General features: G+C 61.9%; 18 protein-coding genes and 3 pseudogenes. 8 read left to right on the top strand and 13 right to left on the bottom strand.

Annotated features, from left to right (window positions below):
- Nucleotides 1-204 (bottom strand): hypothetical protein (locus GR328_RS26965; protein ID WP_205790249.1); only part of this gene is annotated, 204 nt, incomplete at its 3' end.
- Between the two features lie 121 nt (nt 205-325).
- Nucleotides 326-1,510 (bottom strand): class C beta-lactamase, encoded by a 1,185-nt coding sequence (ampC, locus tag GR328_RS23555; RefSeq protein ID WP_160888105.1) that lies wholly within the window; start codon nt 1,508-1,510, stop codon nt 326-328.
- 100 nt (nt 1,511-1,610) lie between these two features.
- On the opposite strand from ampC, the gene GR328_RS23550 reads away from it, so the two are divergent.
- Nucleotides 1,611-2,492, top strand: coding sequence for a LysR family transcriptional regulator (locus GR328_RS23550; RefSeq protein WP_160888104.1), 882 nt, complete (start codon nt 1,611-1,613; stop codon nt 2,490-2,492).
- A gap of 61 nt (nt 2,493-2,553) precedes the next feature.
- On the opposite strand, the pseudogene GR328_RS23545 reads toward GR328_RS23550, so the two are convergent.
- Nucleotides 2,554-2,831: pseudogene (locus tag GR328_RS23545) on the bottom strand (CmlA/FloR family chloramphenicol efflux MFS transporter); the annotation flags it as partial.
- A gap of 285 nt (nt 2,832-3,116) precedes the next feature.
- Between GR328_RS23545 and GR328_RS23540 the strand changes: the two are divergent.
- Entirely contained in the window at nt 3,117-3,560 is a 444-nt protein-coding gene (locus GR328_RS23540; protein WP_160888103.1) for a nuclear transport factor 2 family protein, read from the top strand.
- A gap of 315 nt (nt 3,561-3,875) precedes the next feature.
- Here GR328_RS23540 and GR328_RS23535 read toward each other — a convergent pair whose 3' ends face one another.
- From GR328_RS23535 to GR328_RS23525, 3 genes are read right to left on the bottom strand one after another with little or no spacing between them, the layout of a single operon-like run.
- On the bottom strand, nt 3,876-4,985 hold the full coding sequence (locus GR328_RS23535; RefSeq protein ID WP_160888102.1) for an ABC transporter substrate-binding protein: 1,110 nt from the start codon (nt 4,983-4,985) through the stop codon (nt 3,876-3,878).
- The gene (locus GR328_RS23530; RefSeq protein ID WP_160888101.1) at nt 4,982-6,364 is read right to left on the bottom strand and encodes a sensor histidine kinase; all 1,383 of its coding nucleotides are present in this window, start codon (nt 6,362-6,364) and stop codon (nt 4,982-4,984) included. The genes GR328_RS23535 and GR328_RS23530 overlap by 4 nt, the downstream gene beginning before the upstream one ends.
- The gene (locus GR328_RS23525; protein WP_160888100.1) at nt 6,351-7,028 is read right to left on the bottom strand and encodes a response regulator transcription factor; all 678 of its coding nucleotides are present in this window, start codon (nt 7,026-7,028) and stop codon (nt 6,351-6,353) included. Before GR328_RS23525 ends, GR328_RS23530 begins: the two co-directional genes overlap by 14 nt.
- Before the next feature lie 109 nt (nt 7,029-7,137).
- Between GR328_RS23525 and GR328_RS23520 the strand changes: the two genes are divergently transcribed.
- From GR328_RS23520 to GR328_RS23505, 4 genes are all read left to right on the top strand, one after another.
- Nucleotides 7,138-8,106, top strand: a complete 969-nt coding sequence (locus GR328_RS23520) for a Bug family tripartite tricarboxylate transporter substrate binding protein (RefSeq protein ID WP_160888099.1) — start codon at nt 7,138-7,140, stop codon at nt 8,104-8,106.
- Nucleotides 8,107-8,163: 57 nt separating this feature from the next.
- Nucleotides 8,164-8,631, top strand: coding sequence for a tripartite tricarboxylate transporter TctB family protein (locus GR328_RS23515; RefSeq protein WP_160888098.1), 468 nt, complete (start codon nt 8,164-8,166; stop codon nt 8,629-8,631).
- A 17-nt stretch (nt 8,632-8,648) separates the two neighbouring features.
- Nucleotides 8,649-10,160: a tripartite tricarboxylate transporter permease gene (locus GR328_RS23510; protein ID WP_160888097.1), complete on the top strand. Its 1,512-nt coding sequence runs from the start codon at nt 8,649-8,651 to the stop codon at nt 10,158-10,160.
- 175 nt (nt 10,161-10,335) lie between these two features.
- A complete protein-coding gene (locus GR328_RS23505; RefSeq protein ID WP_343039466.1) occupies nt 10,336-10,809 on the top strand; it encodes a nuclear transport factor 2 family protein in 474 nt (157 codons plus the stop codon).
- A gap of 226 nt (nt 10,810-11,035) precedes the next feature.
- Here the strand turns inward: GR328_RS23505 and GR328_RS23500 are convergent, their stop codons facing one another.
- From GR328_RS23500 to GR328_RS23475, 6 genes and pseudogenes are all read right to left on the bottom strand, one after another.
- On the bottom strand, nt 11,036-12,016 hold the full coding sequence (locus GR328_RS23500) for a VOC family protein (RefSeq protein WP_160888096.1): 981 nt from the start codon (nt 12,014-12,016) through the stop codon (nt 11,036-11,038).
- Nucleotides 12,017-12,091: 75 nt separating this feature from the next.
- A complete protein-coding gene (gene gstA / locus GR328_RS23495; RefSeq protein ID WP_160888095.1) occupies nt 12,092-12,709 on the bottom strand; it encodes a glutathione transferase GstA in 618 nt (205 codons plus the stop codon).
- Between the two features lie 80 nt (nt 12,710-12,789).
- The gene (locus tag GR328_RS23490; RefSeq protein ID WP_160888108.1) at nt 12,790-13,191 is read right to left on the bottom strand and encodes a DoxX family protein; all 402 of its coding nucleotides are present in this window, start codon (nt 13,189-13,191) and stop codon (nt 12,790-12,792) included.
- 226 nt (nt 13,192-13,417) lie between these two features.
- Nucleotides 13,418-14,014 (bottom strand): substrate-binding domain-containing protein, encoded by a 597-nt coding sequence (locus tag GR328_RS23485; RefSeq protein ID WP_246216060.1) that lies wholly within the window; start codon nt 14,012-14,014, stop codon nt 13,418-13,420.
- A 10-nt stretch (nt 14,015-14,024) separates the two neighbouring features.
- Nucleotides 14,025-14,283 (bottom strand): annotated as a pseudogene (locus tag GR328_RS23480) (transposase); the annotation flags it as partial.
- A gap of 562 nt (nt 14,284-14,845) precedes the next feature.
- Nucleotides 14,846-15,526, bottom strand: a complete 681-nt coding sequence (locus GR328_RS23475) for a GntR family transcriptional regulator (protein WP_160888093.1) — start codon at nt 15,524-15,526, stop codon at nt 14,846-14,848.
- Nucleotides 15,527-15,946: 420 nt separating this feature from the next.
- Here GR328_RS23475 and GR328_RS23470 point away from each other — a divergent pair.
- Together GR328_RS23470 and GR328_RS23465 are read left to right on the top strand one after the other, a co-directional pair.
- Nucleotides 15,947-16,402, top strand: a pseudogene (locus tag GR328_RS23470) (FAD-binding protein); the annotation flags it as partial.
- Nucleotides 16,403-16,522: 120 nt separating this feature from the next.
- The gene (locus GR328_RS23465) at nt 16,523-16,735 is read left to right on the top strand and encodes a tripartite tricarboxylate transporter substrate-binding protein (protein ID WP_160888092.1); all 213 of its coding nucleotides are present in this window, start codon (nt 16,523-16,525) and stop codon (nt 16,733-16,735) included.
- Nucleotides 16,736-17,070: 335 nt separating this feature from the next.
- Here GR328_RS23465 and GR328_RS23460 read toward each other — a convergent pair whose 3' ends face one another.
- A complete protein-coding gene (locus GR328_RS23460) occupies nt 17,071-18,447 on the bottom strand; it encodes an MmgE/PrpD family protein (RefSeq protein ID WP_160888091.1) in 1,377 nt (458 codons plus the stop codon).
- Nucleotides 18,448-18,590 lie beyond the last annotated feature (143 nt).

Raw genomic sequence — 18,590 nt, 5'->3', positions numbered from 1 at the left:
GATGCGATCCAGCCCTGCCGGCGTGGGAACGTCCCGGACCGCCTCCTTGATCTCATGGCAGCGGGCGGGCCGCTCTGGTATCATCTCGGCAGGGGCGAACGGGCTGTCATCATGTCTGCCCTGCCCCGATACGGCCCTGAACGACGTTGTGATTGCCGTCAGCGTGAGAAGAACGGCACTCCACTTTCGAAGCATGTTTCTCATCGCCTGTCCCGTCCCCGTCACGCAATGCTGCAGCAATCTCCTGGGGCACTCACGTGCATGCCATATGCGTGGCAGGCTGTTTCCGGCGCCTCTCGGATCGCTCCATACAGGGGGCGCTTTCTCAGCGTGCGCTCGTCACGCCGGAGTGGCTGTCCAGCGCGGTCAGGATCTGGTGGGCGGCCTTCACTCGGGCCGGGATGGGGTAGTTCTTGTTCGCGAGCATCACGATGCCGATATCCTTGGCGGGCACGTAGGCTACATAGGCCCCGAACCCGTTCGTCGACCCGGTCTTGTTGATCAGCACGTCTTCCCGGGGAGGCAGTGGCGCGTCAAACCTCGTCACTTCATTGGGCTTGAAAGACACTTGGACCGAGTGCCCTGCGAGCACGCGCTCAAGGTCTGCCGGATAGGTGAACATCTCCCAGGCCAAGCCCTGTATCATGTCACCGACCCTGTAGTATCCGGTGTGCGTTGCCCTGATCGCGCGTTGTAACGTCTCGTCCAAGGTCGAGCCGTTCATGTTCGCTTCGGCGAAGCGGATGAGATCAGCCGACGACGTCTTCACACCATACGCTTCCGAGTCCCAGATGCCCGGCGACACCCGGATAGGCTTCCCATCCTTGGAATAGCCGTAGGCGTAGTCACTCATCCGGTCCTGGGGAATTCTGATGTAAGTGCGCTTCAGGCCGAGCGCCGGGAACAGCATGTGCTCCATCAGGTCGTCGAAGGGCTTGCCCATGCTCATGGCGGCAAGATGGCCGAAGAGGCCGATGCTTGGGTTGGAATATTGCCGATGAGTGCCAGGGGGATAGGCCGGGCGCCAGTTCCGGTAGTAGGCAATCATCGCTTCCTGATCGGTGACATAGTCGGGAAACTGCAGGGGCAGGCCGCCCGCCGCATAGGTGCCGAGATCAAGGAGGCTGATCTGGTCGAAGCTGCTGCCTGCGAGAGCGGGCATGTAACGGCTCGCCTTGTCGGAGAGCGACAGGGCTCCGGTCACTTGCGCATAGGACGCAAGGGTCGCGGTGAAGGTTTTGCTGATCGAACCGATCTCGAAAAGCGTATCCTCGGTGACGCTCCGTCCACTCTCCTTCGAGGCGACGCCATAATTAAAGTAGGAGCGCTTGCCCTGAACCGTGACGGCCACAGCCATGCCCGGCACGTTGTACCCTTCCATGACGGGCCCGATCGCTTCATCCACGATCTGCGCGAGACGGTCGTGGCTGTTGCCCTCAGTGGCATGAGCCCATGGGCAAAAGAACAGGGAAGCGCCTGCAAGAATCCCGAACCGTCGCCGTGTGATCATGGCATCTTTCCTCCGTTGACCGGCGGAACTTGACCGACGGACTGCATTCCTGCAAACGAGGAATTCTCGATGGAGCCATTAGAAAAATTTGGTCTTCGGTATGACCAAGCCGTATCTTCCCCTCAACGCCTTGAGAGCCTTCGAAGCCTCGGCCCGGCATCTCAGCTTCACCCGGGCCGGGCTGGAGTTGCGCGTGACCCAGGCTGCGATCAGCCATCAGGTGAAGGGCCTTGAGGCGATGCTGGGTGTCAGCCTCTTTCGCAGACTGCCGCGGGGTCTTGCTTTGACGGATGAAGGGCTGGTGCTCATGCCCGTGCTCACGGAGGCGTTCGAGCGGATCAGTGCGACTCTTGATCGGCTGGAGCATGGCCAGATCGAGGAGGTCGTCACGGTCGGGTGCAACAGCACTTTCGCAAACGGATGGCTGCTCCAGCACCTGGATGAGTTCCGGGCCAGGCACCCTCTGATCGATCTGCGTCTTCTGATCAACAACAACCGGGTCGATGTCGCGGGTGATGGCCTCGACCTCGCCCTGCGCTTCGGTAACGGATTGTGGCATGGAACCGAAGCCGTTCATCTCCTGTCGGCACCCCTATCCCCAGTGTGTGCGCCTGCGACGGCCAAGCGCCTGCGCCATCCCTCAGACCTTGCGCGGGAAACCCTGCTGCGCTCCTACCGTGTTGAGGAATGGCCTCTCTGGTTCGAGATGACAGCTACCCCGTGCTCCACCATCCGCGGGCCGATCTTCGACAGTTCCGTGACGATGGCGGAGGCTGCCGCACAGGGGTTAGGCGTTGCTCTCGTTCCGGTCTGCATGTTCCAGCGCGACCTTGCGGCAGAGCGGCTCGTGCAGCCCTTCGGGGTCGAGGTTTCTGCGGGCTCATATTGGCTGACATGGCTCAAATCCAAGCCCCTGACGCCGGGAATGGAGGCCTTCCGGGACTGGCTCATGCTGAAGTTGGGCTGCGATCGAGGCTCCTGATTTTCCTGGGGTTCGATCATGTCTGCGGAGGGCTCCGATAACGCAACCATCCCAGTGCGGTCAGGACGACGATGGCCATGACCCACACGGGAGCGAGGAACGTCCAAAAGGATGGGGTCCCGAAAACCTGCCCGATGCTCAGGAGCCCGGCGCCCACAAGTAGCATCACCATGCCTCTCAGGAGAGTGCCGGCGTTTCCCCAACGGGCAACGAACCGCTTGGCGAAGCGTGTCGTGATGATCATCACGATCGCTGCCGTCGCGAAGGCGAAGCTGAACTCCAGTTCGCTGAACCCGGCCCTGTCGATGAGGACGCGGGGGCGGTCGAGAAGAACACGAAGATTCAACGGCACGGGATCTCTCGGCCTGATCCTTTGCGGTCCTCCGGGGATGTTCGGTTGAACGTCGGCGACGAATGGCAATCAGGCGACAACGTAGACCGTCACTTTGGTGCGAGTTGGCCGTGACACGCCGTTCTCCCCGGACCTCCACCGAAAATCGTGCGTCCCCCGAATGTTTGCCGCTCATTACCTCCGGCGTAATCGACCGCCTTCCCCTCCTGATGCAGGATCAAGCTCATCAACGGAGCCCGCCGGGATCCGGCCACAACAGCGAGGAGAGCACCATGACCTTTAAGTCCGCCATGACGGAGAGTTCAGCACCCGCCGCCGAGACCACCCGAGCCGTCGTGCAAGAGTTCCTGGCCGCCCGCCTGGCTGGTGACACCGAGCGGCTCGTCACGCTCTTCGCCGACGAGGTCGACTGGGTGCTTGCCGAGAACCCCGCCGCTCCATGGATCCGTCCGCGCTCCACCGCCGCCGAATGCGCCGCTCAGTTCACGGAATTGATGGAATACACCGTGCCCGAGGACGCGCGCGCCTCCGTCGACACATTCCTCGTCGACGGCGCCGACGCTGTCCTGATGGGGCACGTGTCGGGCACCGTGCGCGCAACGGGAAAGTCCTTCGAGGGGCCGTTCGTCCTGCAGCTGACCGTCAAGAACGGCCGGATTACCCGGCACCGCCTCTGCGAGAACAGCCTTTCGATTGCCCAGGCCTGCACCCCGTGAGGACGTGGGCAATGCGTGTCGTGTGTCCGTAGAGGATCGAAGCGTGAGGTCGATGTAGCGGATGCAGAATGACCGCTCCTGGCATTTCCGGACCTGGGCCGAACTTCCGCATTGAACAGGAATACCGGAGGTTCCCGTCAGTGAACGAATGTCACGGCCTGACCTAACGCAGACCTTCCCGTAGTCAGGATCGACGCAGGGTTCAAAATTTGGATCAGGCTATAAACCTGGGAGGGTGAGATCTTGACGCCTGTTGGCAGGATGGTCGGCGCCTCGGACGTTAGGCGCACGGCACCCCTAATAGACCAGTTCTTGCTACTCCGGGGACATCTCCACGAGTGAGCGGCTCCAATCCGCAATAAAGCGCCTGCGCCTTTCGTCGTCCTGGACCGCAAGCAGCGCTGGGCTGATCGTGATCGGACGGGCAACGCCGGTTTGAATGATTGAGGACGCCCCCTCGATGCCGGGTGGGGTTTCGCCACCAAAGCCGAAAAAGAAGCCTTCCCGTTGTGCCACCTCCTGTCCGCGCGCTGACAGGAGATAGCTCACGAATCTCGCTGCGGCGTCGGCATTCCGGGCTCGGGACGGAACCATCGCGCCCCGGCTGAGCACAAGGGTGTAGTCGGCTGGCATGACGATCCCGAGGTCCGCTCCGGCGCGCACGCGGGCGTAGGCGTAGGATGCCAGCATGTTGTAACCAATGAGGATCCGCCCCGCCTCAAGTTCATCGAGGATCTCGCTCGTGCAGCACCGGACGACGGCCTGGGAGCGTCCGAGGCTTTCAAGAAGGCGGCCATAGGTGGTGGTCGTCTGCTGCGAGTCATTGAATGCAAGGAGATAGCCGATGCCGGATTGGCGAATGTCGTAGGTCCCGACCCGGCCGCGGTAGGCCTCAGGCCTCAAACGCAGCAGGTCGGCCAATTCGAGGTGGGTGCTCGGAACATCCTCAGCGGGCAATTTCCCACGGTTGTAGACGAACACGACCGGTTCAAAGGTGAACCCGAAGACCTCATTCCGCCAGTTGGCCCAGGGGGGCGCCGTCACTGTCTCGGGTGAGCGGATGTCACGGGCACAGCCGTCATTGGCAAGCTTCACCAACTGATCAACGGACGACGACAGGAAGACGTCTCCCAAGGCCTGCCCACCCTGGCAGGCCTCTGCGGCAGCGGCATAGAGGTCATTCGTGACATATTCAACGAACTCAACCCTGGTGTTGGGGTACAGGTTTTGGAAACCGCGGATCAGCGGCTCCATGGCTAACAGGTCGGTTGCTGCGTGAACCGACAGGGCCTCCTGTTCGGGCAGCAAGGCAGGGAAAGTCTTGGGCTCTTCGGCATGTACCTTGCTAGCCATCACCATGATCAGCGACCAGAGCAGACATAGGCCCGCGATGCCGTGGTGAAGTAACGTTCCTCGGTTCTTCATCGGTTTTGCCTCATCTCATTCGGCAGGCGCATGATCACGGCAAAGCTGCCACCAGCCCGGTTCTGGAAACCGAGGCCTCCCCCATGAGCGGACAGGACATCGGCGGCAATGGAGAGGCCCAGGCCGGATCCAGCGGACGACGACGATCCGAACCGTTCCGTGACTTGGGACCATAGCTCCGGCGGAATGCCGGGCCCGTCGTCCTCAACCTCGATTTCCACCATTCTCGGCTGCTCGCGCACGCGAAGCGTGAGCTGCGTGGCAGCCCCATGGCGGACCGCATTGTCGATCACGTTCTTGACCGCTTCCTTCAGGCTGATCGCGTCACCCTCCACCTCCACGGGAAGCGGAGGCAGCTCCAGGGCCGTCACGATGTCACGGTCAAGGGTGTCCGGGACGGCCTCGCGGATCGCGCGCCTGACGACCTCGACGACGTCGACAGACTCGAACGGCACCGCTCCCGCGCGGTGGTTGACCATGGCATGGCTGAGCAACTGGTTCGCCAGCCGTGAGAGTTGATCGACACGCTCCTGCACCCGACAGAGGTGCTGTCGTCCCTGGGGGTCCATGGCTTGGCGGGACAGGAGCTCGAGTTGGGCCTTTAGAGCGGTGAGGGGGGTGCGGATCTGGTGGGCCGCATCGGCGATGAATTGCTGCATCAGGTCCATCCGGCTCCTGAGCCGCGTGATGAACTCATTCGTCGCAGACACAAACGGGCGCAGCTCCCGCGGAGTGCTGACGGATACGGGTGTCACGTCGTGGGGATCACGATCCAGCAGCGCCGTGCCGACCCGACCGATAGGCCGGAGGGCGTAGCGGATCGCAAAGACGGCCCCGCCAAGTGCCAGGGCGCTCATGACCATGATTAACGCCACGGCCCGAAGGGTCAGTTCGCGGGCGAGCGTCGTCCGCGCCTCGGTGGTCTGCGCCACAACCACGTCAACACGCCCCCGTACCGACGGATCGGAAAAGTGGCGGGCCGTCCTTGCCATGCGAACGGCCGTACCCTTAAACTTTCCATCCTGCACGTCCGGGCCACCAAGAGCGGGGGCTTCGCTTTCCGGAGTAGCAAGATCGCCGTAGCCTGTCAGCGTGCGCCCACGGGTGTCGACGATCTTGTAGAAGATGCGATCCCGCTCTGAGAGCGCCAGCAACTCGAAGGCGGACACCGGCAACTCCACGGTCAGCACTCCACCCTGCACATTGACTGCTTCCGCCATCTGGTAGGCAGCGCCGACCAAAAGGCGGTCATACGCCTCGTTCGCCGCCTCCCGGGCGTAGTACCAGGCTGCCGTCGTGAGCGCGGCCGCCCCGAGCGTCAGCACCAGCGAGATGAGGACGATCAGCCGAGCAAAAAGAGATGGTTCACGACGAGCCATGGGGGACCAACTGATATCCGAAGCCCCGGACCGTCACGATCTGGGCCGTTGCGCCTTGTAGCTTCTTTCGCAGGCGGCCGATGTAAAGCTCCACGGCGTTGAAGGAGGGGGCCTCCTCGTCATAGCCGAAGACCTGGTCCAGCAGGTCGTCTTTGCTGAAGACACGGCCAGGCCGCGAGGCCAGGATCTCGAGCAGAGTCACCTCGCGGCGCGTCAGGTGGACCTCGCGTTGGCCAACCCGCACGGTGCGCGCGGACTGATCGATGCAGATGTCCCCGCAGGCGAGGAGGTTGGTGGCATTGCCCTGGCGTCGGCGCAGCAAGGCTCGGGCGCGGGCTTCCAGCTCCCGAAAGTCGAAGGGCTTCACCAGGTAATCGTCGGCACCGATGTCGAGCGCGCTCACCCGGTCGTCCACCTCGGAGCGGGCGGTGAGCATCAAGACAGGTGTCGTGCTGCCGATGGAGCGAAGATGCCGCAGGATGGCGAACCCGCTCCGGCCGGGAAGCATCACGTCCAGAATGACAAGGTCGTATGCCGTTTCACCGAGCGTGGCCGCAGCGGCCTCACCGTCCGCCTCCCAATCCACGGCGTGGCCAATCCTGGCGAATTGCTCGATGATCGCCTCCGCGACGTCACGCGTGTCCTCAACCAGAAAAATGCGCATGCCTTCCGTCACCTTCAATGACAGGTGAATGACAGGTTTCGACCCTAACGTGTGCGGCAAGCTCGGTACAGACAGAGCGTAACGTCCACAATTGTATAGGGAAGAAACAATGAAGAAGCTCGTATTGCAGGCGGCTGTATTTGGCGTCGCAGGTGTTCTGGCAGGTGCCGCACTGGCTGCTCCGGAAAAGACGGAGTGCCTGGCGGGAGCCAAGCCGGGCGGCGGCTTTGACGTGACCTGCCGCCTTGCAGCCAACTCGCTCCTGGCAGCCAAGCTTATCGACAAGCCGATGCCGGTCACCTACATGGAGGGCGGTGTCGGAGCTGTCGCCTACAACCATGTTGTCGGCAAGCGCTCCAGCGATCCCACGCTGATTACTGCCGCTTCCACCGGTTCCGCGCTGCTCCTGGCCCAGGGTAAGTTCGGACAGTACGACGAGAACGCCGTGCGGTGGCTGGGCGCTCTCGGAGCGGACTACGGCGTGATCGTCGTGGCCGCAGACTCTCCCTACAAGACCATGAAGGACCTGGTGGAGGCCTACAAGAAGGCCCCGAACGATTTCGCCATCGGTGGCGGTGGGGCGGTCGGAAGCCAGGACTGGATGAAGGCGGCTATCATCGCCAAGAGCGCCGACCAGGATCCCAAAAAGATCCGCTATGTCGCCCTGGAGGGCGGCGGTGCAGTGCTGACGGCGCTACAAGGCGGGCACATCAAGATCGGCGCCGGTGAGGCCTCCGAGATGGCGAAGCACCATCAGGCCGGTAAGGTGCGCATCCTCGGGGTCATGGCTCCGGAGCGGCTGCCCGGTGACCTGAAGGATGTGCCGACCGCGAAGGAGCAGGGCTTCGACTTCGACTGGGTTGTCTGGCGCGGCTATTACCTCGGCGGCAAGGTCTCAGACGCGGACTATCAGTCCTGGGTCGACACGTTCCAAAAGCTGGCCAAATCGCCCGAATTCGCCAAGGAGCGCGAGGAGCGGGGCCTGTATCCCTATACGGTGATTGGTGCGGACTTCGACAAGATCGTCAAGAACGATGTGAAGAAGTTCAAGACCCTCGCTGCTGAAGCGGGTCTCTGATCCACCAACCACGCGGCCCCAGGCAATGGGGTCGCGTTTTCTGTATCGGAGCCAGTCATGACAACCTCAACCGGTCCTCGTGGAGCGGTGAGGAGTGATCGCGTGGGCGCGGTCGTCCTCTTCGCTCTTGCTGTTCTGTATGGGCTCGATGCGAGCCGTATTTCATACTCGTTCTCGTCGGATCCTCTCGGGCCTCGTGTGTTCCCGCTGATCCTGGCGGGTGTGCTTGCGCTGCTGTCGCTGATTTATTTCTTCAGGCCTGGCGGCTCCGAGCCATGGCCCAAGGGGAGGCTGCTCGCAAGCTCGATTGCCGTCCCCGGGCTCGTGCTCGTCGCTACGATCCTCATGGAGCCCCTCGGCTTCGCCCTTGCGGTAACGTTGCTGGTGACCGGAGTGGGGCGGATTTTCGGGGCTTCCTGGCGCCTTGCCCTCATTTCCGGGGCAGTGCAGGCCGCTCTCTGGTTCGTGCTGTTCCGTTACCTGCTCGAGGTCTACCTGCCGGGCGGAAGTGTCTTCGGTTTCTGAGATAGGAAATTGCGAACATGGACCTTAGCTATCTCTGGACCGGATTTTCGGTCGCGCTCAGCCCCATGAACATCGTCATCGGTTTCGTGGGATGCTTCCTCGGCACCATGATCGGCGCTTTGCCCGCGATCGGTCCGATCAACGGGATCGCACTGCTCCTTCCCATCGCTTATACGATGGGACTGCCGGCCGAGAGCACGATGATCCTCCTGGCCGGGATCTACTCCGGCGCCGAATACGGTGGGCGGATTTCGTCCATCCTGTTGAACGTCCCTGGTGATGCTGGCGCCGTCATGACGGCTCTCGATGGCAATCCCTTGGCCCGCCAGGGCCGGGCGGGCGAAGCCCTGATGATCAGCGGATTGTCGTCCTTCGTCGGGGGCATTCTGGGCGTCGTGGGCCTGACGTTTTTTGCCCCGCTTCTGAGCGGCCTGGCCGTTGGCTTCGGTCCTGCCGAGTACTTCGTCCTCATGATCTTCGCCTTCGTGACCCTTGGGTCGATGGTGGGCAGCCAGCCGGTGAAGACCCTGATCGGCTGCGTCATCGGACTGATGCTCGCGACCGTCGGCCTCGACGCGACCTCCGGCGCCTACCGGTTCACCTTCGACGAGCCGGAACTTGGAGACGGGATCGAGTTCGTCGTGCTCGTGATCGGCCTGTTCTCCATCTCCGAGGCCATGCTGATGCTCGAGCATCAGGCGTCCGGGGGATCGGTCATCAGGATCGCGGGCCGCACCTTCGCCCGTTGGGCTGACATCGTCCGCTGCACCGGGGCCACGCTCAGGGGCTCCGTCATCGGGTTCGTCGTCGGCGTGCTGCCGGGAACCGGGGCCTCAGTCGCCAGTGCCGTCTCCTACACGACAGAAAAGCGGATCTCGGACCGGGACGGCACCTTCGGCAAGGGCGACGTGCGCGGGCTTGCCGCTCCTGAGGCGGCGAACAACGCCACGGCCGCCGGAGCATTCGTTCCGATGCTGACCCTTGGCGTTCCGGGCAGTGGCACGACTGCGGTGATGTTGGGGGCTCTGATGCTCTACAACATCCAGCCCGGGCCGCAACTCTTCGCCGAGCGGCCTGAGCTGGTCGGGGGGCTGATTGCGTCGCTCTATATCGGCAATGTTCTGTTGCTGATCATGAACCTGCCCCTCGTGAGCCTGTTCTCGCGGGTGCTGACACTCCCGAACTGGATCCTGGTTCCTGGAATCCTGGTGCTGTCCATCGTAGGCGTCTACTCAACCCATGCCAGCATGCTGTCGATCCTGATGATGCTCGGCATCGGTGTGGTCGGGTGGCTCCTGCGCAAGCTGGGTTTCGACATGGCCCCGATCATTCTGGGGTTCGTCCTTGGGCGTGTGATGGAAGTGAACCTGCGCAACGCCTTGGCGATCAGCGGTGGGGATCTCTCCATTCTCTTCCAGAGCAGCATCTCGATCGTGCTGTGGATCATGGCTGCGGCGGTTGCCGTTCTTCCGTTCGTCCTGTCCTGGCGCGCAAGGCAGGTGAGGGCGGCAGCGCCACAAGTACCCTGAACCCGCTTCTGGATCCGTAAGCTGAAGCCTCCTGCGGGGTTCAGCATGACACGGCTACCGGAGAGGGGCTGTGGCCATCCATAACGTCCTGGTGTCTCGGCCGTTGAAGACCCGCGGCATGCGGTTTGGTGATGCCCGGCGTGACGGGCCCTATTTGATGATGAGGATTGCAGTCGTGGACGCTCTCGATCACATCTCCATCAATGACTTGCTCTGCCGCTTTTTCCTTGCGTTCGATGAGCGGAACTGGGCGTCGATGGCGGACTGCCTCGCACCGGAGGTCTTCATCGACTACTCCACATCAGGGCGCGAGCAGCCCGGCACGATGACCAACTCTGAATTCGTTCAGCGCCGGCAGAGTGTCACTGACACCCTCACTAAGCATCACAGCTTCTCGAACTTGCTGCTGTCCTGTGAGGCGGCTGTCGTCCGCGGGCGCTGCAATTACCTGATCCTGAGATTTGACCGTGACTTCAGCGGAGCCGGCGAGGACTTCTACCACTCTTGCGGGGCCTATGAGTTCATGTTCGGCAAGGTGGATGGCTCGTGGAGGATAACCAGCATCGTGCAGAATGCCCTCCGGAGTTGGGGCAACCGCCACCTCCACGGAGCCGCGCACGCGGCTGCGGGTCCCAGCGGGGAGGCATAGAACGCAAGGCCGGCTATCTGGGGTCGGTCATCATCATCATATTGGCGATGCTGGGCAACGGGAACGGGGGCTTAGTCCGCCCGTCCTCTGATGTTCCTGGGTGATCGCCGCCTGCATTTCTGACGAGCTTAGGGCACCTTCGGCACGTAGCTGCGTTGGAGCTCCCGGGTTTTGAAGGCTCGCCCTCGTCCGCTCAGGAGTAGACCTCAGGAGCTACAGCTGCGCATCAGTCTGTGCGGAGAAGGCGCAGCCTCGTGCCCCACGGATCGGCGGTCTCAATGCCGCCCGTAATGGTGGCAACCGCAGCTCCGGCCTTGCGAAGGCGCTGTTCCTGCTGCTCCAGGATCGCCGAGTCCGCCACGTGCAGCGAGAACCAAGCCAAACCTGTCGCCGTCTCGTCGCGCATCCCGGCGCCGGCGCTTCGCCACGTGTTCATGCCCACATGGTGATGATAGCCGCCTGACGACAGGAACGTTGCGCCGTTGCGCTGCCGGGTCGGCGCAAAGCCGACCGCATCGCGGTAGAAAGCTGCCGCGGACTCAAGACCGCCGACGCGCAGATGCATATGCCCGATCCGGAGACCCTCAGGGGCTTGGGCGTAATCGTTCACCCGAATGTTTGTGAGGGACAGGATGCCGTCGACGTCGAGCTGCTCGGTGCCCATGATCACGGCCCCGTCACTCCACTTCCACTGATTGGGGTCACGGTCTGAGTAGACCTCAATCCCGTTGCCTTCCGGATCGTCGAGATAGACGGCTTCGCTGACGAGATGATCGGCGAAACCTGCCAGCGGTACGCGGTTCACGGCCACATGGACGAGCCAGCGCGCAAGATCCTTGCGGGATGGCATGAGAAAAGCGGTGTGATAGAGGCCCGCGCTGGTGGGAGGCTCCAGCGTCGCAGATGGCTTGTGCTCCAGTGCCAGGAGAGGAAAACCTCCAGCCCCGAGCCGTACCTGCGAGCCAGTTCTCTCCAGAACAGCCAAGCCGAGCACGTCGCGGTAGAAGGCCGTCATCTTCTCAAGGTCGCGGACTCGCAGGGCGACCGAGCCGATGCGGATTGGTGTCCGGTTCGCGAGAAGTGCCTCGGCCTGCACTGCACCGATGGTCGTGCCGCCTTCCGCCTTTACGGCGCCGATCATCGCGATAGCGGGACAGGAGGCGCCGGCAAGATGGAGGAGCCTACGGCGGGTCAGGGGCAAGGTCATATCGGAAACGAAAGACGGGCGGGAATGAAAAGAGCTGTCCGGGTCGGGCAGCTCCTCCTAAGCGAAATCGTAAGTCTAGGCTGCCTTCTGGAGAAGGCCTTCTGTTGCGAGGGCTTCCTGAACCTTCGGCCGAGCCGCGATACGATTCACGAAGGCAGCGATGTTCGAGTAAGCCGACATGTCGAGCTTATGAACGTGAGCCCAGTTCAGTACCGTGAAGAGATACGCGTCTGCAATCGTGAAGCTCTCTCCCATGATGTAGGGCTTCTCGGCAAAATACTTGTCGAGATAGGCAAAGCGCTGGAACAGCCTGTCTCTGGCCGCTTGCTTCACATCCTCAGGGAAGTTCGGCCTCCACAGCGGGCCGAACCCCTTGTGAATTTCGGTGCTGATAAACCCGAGCCACTCCAGAAAGCGAAAGCGATCGAAGCCATCATGGCCGGGCATGAGATTGCTCAGCGGAGCCTGGCTTGCGAGATACTGGATGATGGCAGAAACCTCTGTCAGAACTTCGCCACTCTCCACCCTGAGCGCCGGGACATAGCCCTTCGGGTTGATCTCTTCAAACGACTGTCCCGTTTCCGTGGTGCGGTCACGCAGGTCAACCTTGATCAGGTCGAGGGAGAGCCCGGCCTCACGAGCGACGATGTGCGGGGCAAGAGAACAGGCTCCCGGAGCATAGTAGAGTTTCATCTTCAATTCCTGGTGCGATGTGATTGGATGGCATTCCGGGAGAGTGCATGCCTGGACGCGGCCATTCGAGGTAGGAAGACTTACGCCCTGCGAGGAGCGCCGGTCAGGCCGGTGTCGTTAGCTGTGGACGTGCGCTTGCGAAAGGCATCGAGGCTGATCGAGCCTGCCCCGGCGAACACGAGATACAGAAAACCGAAGCAGAACAGGATGGCTGCGTCGCCGCCGTTAAGCGCTGGGAAGAAACTCTTCGGCGCGTGGGCCATGAAGTAGGCGAAGGCCATCAAGCCTGAGAGCACGAAGGCAACCGGGCGGGTGAACAGACCGACGATGAGCAACGCGCCACCGACGAGTTCCAGGACCCCTGCAATCCATGGCAGGGAGAATGCAGCCGGATTCATGTTGCTGGCTGGGAAGCCGAGGATCTTCTGGGTGCCATGCGCGAAGAATGTAATGGCGAACACCACACGCATCAGGCTGAGCATGAGAGGGGCAAAGGGGTCGAGCGTCTTGTCGAAGTTCACAGTAGCATCCTCGTTGTTGCGGTGCGCTCCTTTTACCTGGCCCGCCGCAGCATCAAATTGCAATGGAGCAAACTTTGCTTCGCATAGATGCGTGGTCACAATTGCTTTACTGCAAAGCTCGCCTAGTGCCGCATTGTTTTGCGGAGCGGCTCGAACCTGAGTTTCGCCATAGGAGGCAACGAGATCCCTAGTGCTGGCCGAGAATAGAGACGATCCGCTCGAACAGCCAACGGCCGGCAGGACCTTGAGGGTGATGGACGGAGCGGATGAGATAGAGCGGCAACGGCGTCGACCAGGGAGCCGCGATCTGAGGCGGCAACCGAAGCTGCACGAGCCTTCCTGATGCAAGGTCATCCTCGACGATGTGCAGGGGCATGGTGCCCCACCCGAGGCCCGCTAGCAGCATTTCCCGCTTCGCTCCGATGTCACTCGCCTGCCATGCGCGCGTCGAGGTGGGTCTGAACGGGTGGCTGCCACCCGTCTGATCGCGGGTCCACGTGACGATCTGTCGATGCTCCGTGATTGCCCTGCGGGTAAGCGGCTGATTGCTCCTGGCAAGAGGATGCGAGGGAGCGGCAACAGCGACACGTTGGACCGTGAGGATCGGGGCAGTGACGATCTCCTGGTGCTGGAGCGCAAGCGGCCCCGTGATGCCGAGCATGCTTGTTCCTTCCAGCACCGAGGCCAAGGGCGAGGTCACGGCATCAACGATCACCCTGAGATCGACCGCAGGATAGGTCTCGGCAAATGATCCGATGACCGGAAGCAGCGGCGCCATTGGCATCAGGGCTTCCATCCCGCCAAAGACGAAACCGGCGAAAGACGGTGCTCTTTGGGTGGCAGATCAGAGGGCAACAGCCGCCAGGCAATGCCGCCGCGTAGGATATAGAAGATCGCGTTCAGGATCTCCCGGACCGGCCGGCGTCGTGGCCGACCTCGGGCGTGGGGCTCGGGCAGAAGTGGCTTGATCAGCGCCCATTCGGCATCGGTCAAATCGGTTTCGTAACGCAAGCCGTCGCGGCTATACTGCCGCCGGGTGGTCGGGGTCCACATTGCGCTTCCAGATCAGGCTTCAGCACCCTCCTGGAATCATAGCGGCCTCGGTACTCAACCCTTTTCGCGACGGGCTCATAGGCCAGCTCAAATCGCCTCGAAATTGCCATTGAGCATGATCACGAGCCTTGCCCATCGGTTGTCGGCTGCCGCACTCGACATCGGCTAGGCAGCCATAAGAGGAGCTCCTAAGGACGTCTGCATTTAAGCGCAGTAGACGAGCCGTCATACAAGGCTCTGAATTAGGCCCTGTAAACTACGAAACTTCCGGTGCTGCTATTTGCAATGGGGCGACAAACTGCTCAATCTACTCAACAAGACAGGGGTAGTCCCGCCTAAGAAATGTATGCATGTCCCGCACGCTAGCCAAAAACTCAGAGATAAATTGGAAAGCGAGTGCAACCATAATTGCTAATGTGGATGAACGCCAAGATACTAAGACTTGGCTTTATCATATTTGCTGCGTTGGCATATGGACGAAGACGCATAGCAGGCTTTCGGCCTTGCCATAACGTAGCTCTCCTGAATGGCGAGCTCTATGGCACATCAATTGCCGATCCCGCTAGCGTTCCTGAAGGAGCCTAAGCCGGGAACGGAGGGCTTCCTGAATGTGTATCCGGGCAAGCTTTTCCGCATGGTCCGGGTTGCGGGATGCGATCGCCTCGATAAGGTTTCTGTGCTCCTCGGCCGCTGTTGCGGGGCGCCCTTCGATGCTGAAGGTCGTGATGCCGAGGAGGGCGATGCCATCCTGGAGCTCCTGCAGGGCGCTATCCAGGTAGCGATTACGGGCCGCCCTGAAGATCGTCTCGTGAAAAGCGCGGTTCAACCTCGCCATCTCTGCGGTGTCCCCGGCCTGCGCCTCGAAAGCGTTCTCCAGGTCGGTAAGCGCATCGATCTCCGGCTGAGAGGCATGCTGGGCCGCAAGGCGAGCCGCTGCACCCTCAAGGATCTCCCTCATGGCGTAAAGTTCGAGCACCTCGGCCGCATCGAGGCTCCTGACGACGAGGCCGCGGCCGCTCGCGGGCTCCACGAACCCTTTCGCCATGAGGCGTCCGAGAGCTTCCCGGACCGGCGTGCGGCTGACCTTCAGGCGTTGCGCGACTTCTTCCTCCCGCAGCCTGTCGCCAGGGCGGTACAGGCCGGCGCAAAGGGCTTGGCATAAGGACCGGAAGACCGCCTCGCTCAAGGGAATTCCCGAATCCCGGCCCACCAGTTCCAAGCCGCTCGACATTTGATCTGACATTCACGCTCCGCCGGGCCATGCACCCTACTAGAGATACCCTTAAACAGCCCTTGACCAAGGCGCACTTTCGAATAATTTCGTATACAACCGTACGCGAAGCTGCGCCTCGGGTGCCGGGGCATGCACGTGCCGCGGAATGAGAGCGCAAAGGCGCACTGAATCAACGCCGGCAGGGGAAGGATGCCTGCCAACTCTGGTGAGGGTCGAGGCGCTGGAAGAACTCGCGACTAGCGTGTGGACAAGCAACGGCCGCCGGAAGTTCGGGCCTGTGGCGCAAACCTTGCAAGACGCCGTGAGTCCGTGAAAATGATCGTCGAGAATTGAGCAGATGAATGTAGCCGCTGCGCTGTCGAGAAGCTCCACGCCTCTGGAGCACAAAAGCCTGTCGCCCGATGCGACGGGCCATGTCGAGAAGGCGAAATCCCTTCTGGCCCAAAATACGATGTCCTCGTTGTAGGCGGTGGGAATGCTGCTCTTTGCGCAGCAATCAGCGCAAGGCACTCCGGGGCCTCGGTCCTGGTCCTCGGTGCAGCCCCAAATTCTATCGCGGCGGCAATACACGCCACATCCGCAATATGCGCTGCGCCCATGGTGCGGCTACGGATATCCTGACGGGCCTCTAGACCGAGGAAGAGTTCTGGGAAGATCGCCTGCGGGGCACCGGCGGGCGGACGGACGACGAACTCGCCCGCTTCATGGTCCGCGGATTCAAGGAGATCCTGAACTGGAGCGCCGAGCAGGGAGTTCGCTGACAGCCGTCGCGCGGCGGAACGCTGAGCCTCGGACGCACCAACTCGCTCTCTCTCTCTCTCTCGGGCAGGGCGGTCGATGTTAAACGCGCTCTATCTCACGGCCGCGCGCCTCGGCGTCGATGTGCTCTAAAATAAGGAAGTAACAGCGCTGACATTCATGACGGCATGTTCCTGTCCGTTCCGTCCAAGGTGACCTGGGCGGGCGGGCGGGTCGGCCGGCGGGCCGGATCACATCCTGGCGGCCTTGATTACGAAGAATTTCGGCGCAGATCCGACGAAGACCAACTACATCGCCTTTTCCGGCAGTGGTGAATCGCTCGGCGCGCTTCTGGGCGGGAAGGTGACGGCAGGCATCAACTCGCTTGGTGAGTTCATGAGCCAGATCGAGGCAGGCAAGCTTCGGCTTCTCGCCGTGTCCTCGCCGGAGCGCCTTCCGGGAGTCGAGGCGCCGCCCTGAAGGAAGACGGCATCGATCTCGAATTCTCGACTGGCACATGATCGTCGCGCTGCCCCGCATTTCAATCAAGGACAAGGCCAAGCTGACGGCGATGTTCGAGAACCTCGTGAAGTCTGACGCATGAAGGAAGGTGCTCGAAACCCGCGGTTGGGAAAACATCTTCCTTGCCGGTCCTGCTCTCGACGAATCCGCCAAGAAGGAGCAGGCGGCGTATCGCCGGACTGCTCAAGGAGTCGGCTTGGCGAAGCAAGTAGGTGCGGCACGGAAACTCAAACGTAGCAGGGCGCTCTGGAAAGAGTGCCCTGTCTATTTGTCCTGCAACTTACAGAGCAGTCTCAAACCGTCAGCAGTTCCCGCAGATTGCGGATGCGTTGCACGTCCTCGAGATGCGTGACTGCTTCGACCATGGCTTTGGCTCGATCCGAGCCGATGATGGGAATTATCAGGTCGAGGGCTTTCGCCTCGATCTCACCCCGGTCCATCGGGTTCTCCGGTGTGCCGCGCACCGCCTGCGCGTGGTGCCTCAACCTGCGTCCGTCGAGGGTCTCGACTTCGACGATAGCCTGCCTTGCCGGCACCGCTGCCGTGAGCTCCGCACTCGGGACGAGCTCGATGAGACGGCGAACCGACTGAATGACCGGATCGTTCATCCGCTCATGATCGTGCGAGCTCTCGAAGGTGACGGTTCCATCCACGAGGGCCAGGGCGGCGAGGTGCTGAACGCATACGTCAGGCATGGTCCTGTTATCGACGATGTGAATGCGATCGTCAGGCATCGTGATGATGATGCGTCTCGCATCCTGGGCGCTCAGGCGGTAGGTTTCGACGAGCGCCGTCATGGCATCCAGCACCGCCTGGATCGGAGACCCCACGCACCATTTCTTGATGGAGGCCCGCATGATCTCGAACCTCGCTCCGAGATCCGCCGTCAGCAGTGATGGATCCGGGTCCTCGCCGAAGGCCGTGAACAGGTTGTGTTTTCCCGATAGCGGATCGTCGACCGCCGAGAAACCAGCCGCGACCATCGTCGCGGCGGCCACTCCGTTGCGTGCGCCCATGCCACCGAAATCGAATGCCTTCTCTACGTGCTCACGATCGCGCTGCCAGAAAGGAATTCCGGATGCCTGCTGCGCTGAGTAGGAGAGGACGTGACGCACCTGGGTCGGATCAAGACGCAGGAGCGCGGCTGCTGCGGCGGCAGCGCCAAAGGCGGGACCAAGGCTATGGGTGCTGTGCCGCGACGTATCCGGCTTGCGAAGCCCAAGGGCGATTGTCACGCGCGCGCCGATGTCATAGCCGAGCGTAACCGCGCGGAGGAGATCCGTTCCGCTGCAGTCCTGCCGTTCTGCAATCGCGAGCGCAGCCGGTACAATTCCGCAGCCCGGATGAAACCGGCCCGCGAGATGCGAGTCGTCCGTTTCATCCGCATGACCGGCCATGCCATTGGCCAGGGCTGCATTGACCACCGGCACAGCCAGCGATGTCCCGATGACGGTGGCCTCCGGCGCGCCGCCGATGGGGCCGACATAGGCAGCCGCGAGTCGGCCAGCCCGCAGGCGCGACCCCGACAGGATGGCAGCAAGGGTATCCAGAACATGGTGCTTCGTCTCGGCGGCTACCTCCGGCGGCAGCTCACGGTCGAGAGTTCCGGCAATGTATTCCGCCAGGAACGATACCTGCTGTGAGACCCCGCTGCTGGGATATTCCTTCATGGGAGGCTTCCTCTTGCATTGCCGCTGAAATCGCCCGGCCTGCTTCGGTGGCAGGCACAGACTTTCCCGCATTCTTGATCCTCTTTGGAGGATTGCTGTTGTTGCATTCTCTGGATGCTAACGTATACAAATAAGGACAAAGC

The organism is Microvirga makkahensis (assembly GCF_009830105.1).
GTDB lineage: Bacteria > Pseudomonadota > Alphaproteobacteria > Rhizobiales > Beijerinckiaceae > Microvirga > Microvirga makkahensis.
Note: the sequence above shows the minus strand (reverse complement) of the source record. Positions and strands in the feature narration are given on the sequence as shown.

Bases quoted from the DNA above. Each gene is read 5' to 3' on its own strand.
- ampC (WP_160888105.1), bottom strand. From the start codon at position 1,510: ATGATCACACGGCGACGGTTCGGGATTCTTGCAGGCGCTTCCCTGTTC.
- GR328_RS23550 (WP_160888104.1), top strand. From the start codon at position 1,611: ATGACCAAGCCGTATCTTCCCCTCAACGCCTTGAGAGCCTTCGAAGCC.
- GR328_RS23540 (WP_160888103.1), top strand. From the start codon at position 3,117: ATGACCTTTAAGTCCGCCATGACGGAGAGTTCAGCACCCGCCGCCGAG.
- GR328_RS23535 (WP_160888102.1), bottom strand. From the start codon at position 4,985: ATGAAGAACCGAGGAACGTTACTTCACCACGGCATCGCGGGCCTATGT.
- GR328_RS23530 (WP_160888101.1), bottom strand. From the start codon at position 6,364: ATGGCTCGTCGTGAACCATCTCTTTTTGCTCGGCTGATCGTCCTCATC.
- GR328_RS23525 (WP_160888100.1), bottom strand. From the start codon at position 7,028: ATGCGCATTTTTCTGGTTGAGGACACGCGTGACGTCGCGGAGGCGATC.
- GR328_RS23520 (WP_160888099.1), top strand. From the start codon at position 7,138: ATGAAGAAGCTCGTATTGCAGGCGGCTGTATTTGGCGTCGCAGGTGTT.
- GR328_RS23515 (WP_160888098.1), top strand. From the start codon at position 8,164: ATGACAACCTCAACCGGTCCTCGTGGAGCGGTGAGGAGTGATCGCGTG.
- GR328_RS23510 (WP_160888097.1), top strand. From the start codon at position 8,649: ATGGACCTTAGCTATCTCTGGACCGGATTTTCGGTCGCGCTCAGCCCC.
- GR328_RS23500 (WP_160888096.1), bottom strand. From the start codon at position 12,016: ATGACCTTGCCCCTGACCCGCCGTAGGCTCCTCCATCTTGCCGGCGCC.
- gstA (WP_160888095.1), bottom strand. From the start codon at position 12,709: ATGAAACTCTACTATGCTCCGGGAGCCTGTTCTCTTGCCCCGCACATC.
- GR328_RS23490 (WP_160888108.1), bottom strand. From the start codon at position 13,191: ATGCTCAGCCTGATGCGTGTGGTGTTCGCCATTACATTCTTCGCGCAT.
- GR328_RS23485 (WP_246216060.1), bottom strand. From the start codon at position 14,014: ATGCCAATGGCGCCGCTGCTTCCGGTCATCGGATCATTTGCCGAGACC.
- GR328_RS23475 (WP_160888093.1), bottom strand. From the start codon at position 15,526: ATGTCAGATCAAATGTCGAGCGGCTTGGAACTGGTGGGCCGGGATTCG.
- GR328_RS23460 (WP_160888091.1), bottom strand. From the start codon at position 18,447: ATGAAGGAATATCCCAGCAGCGGGGTCTCACAGCAGGTATCGTTCCTG.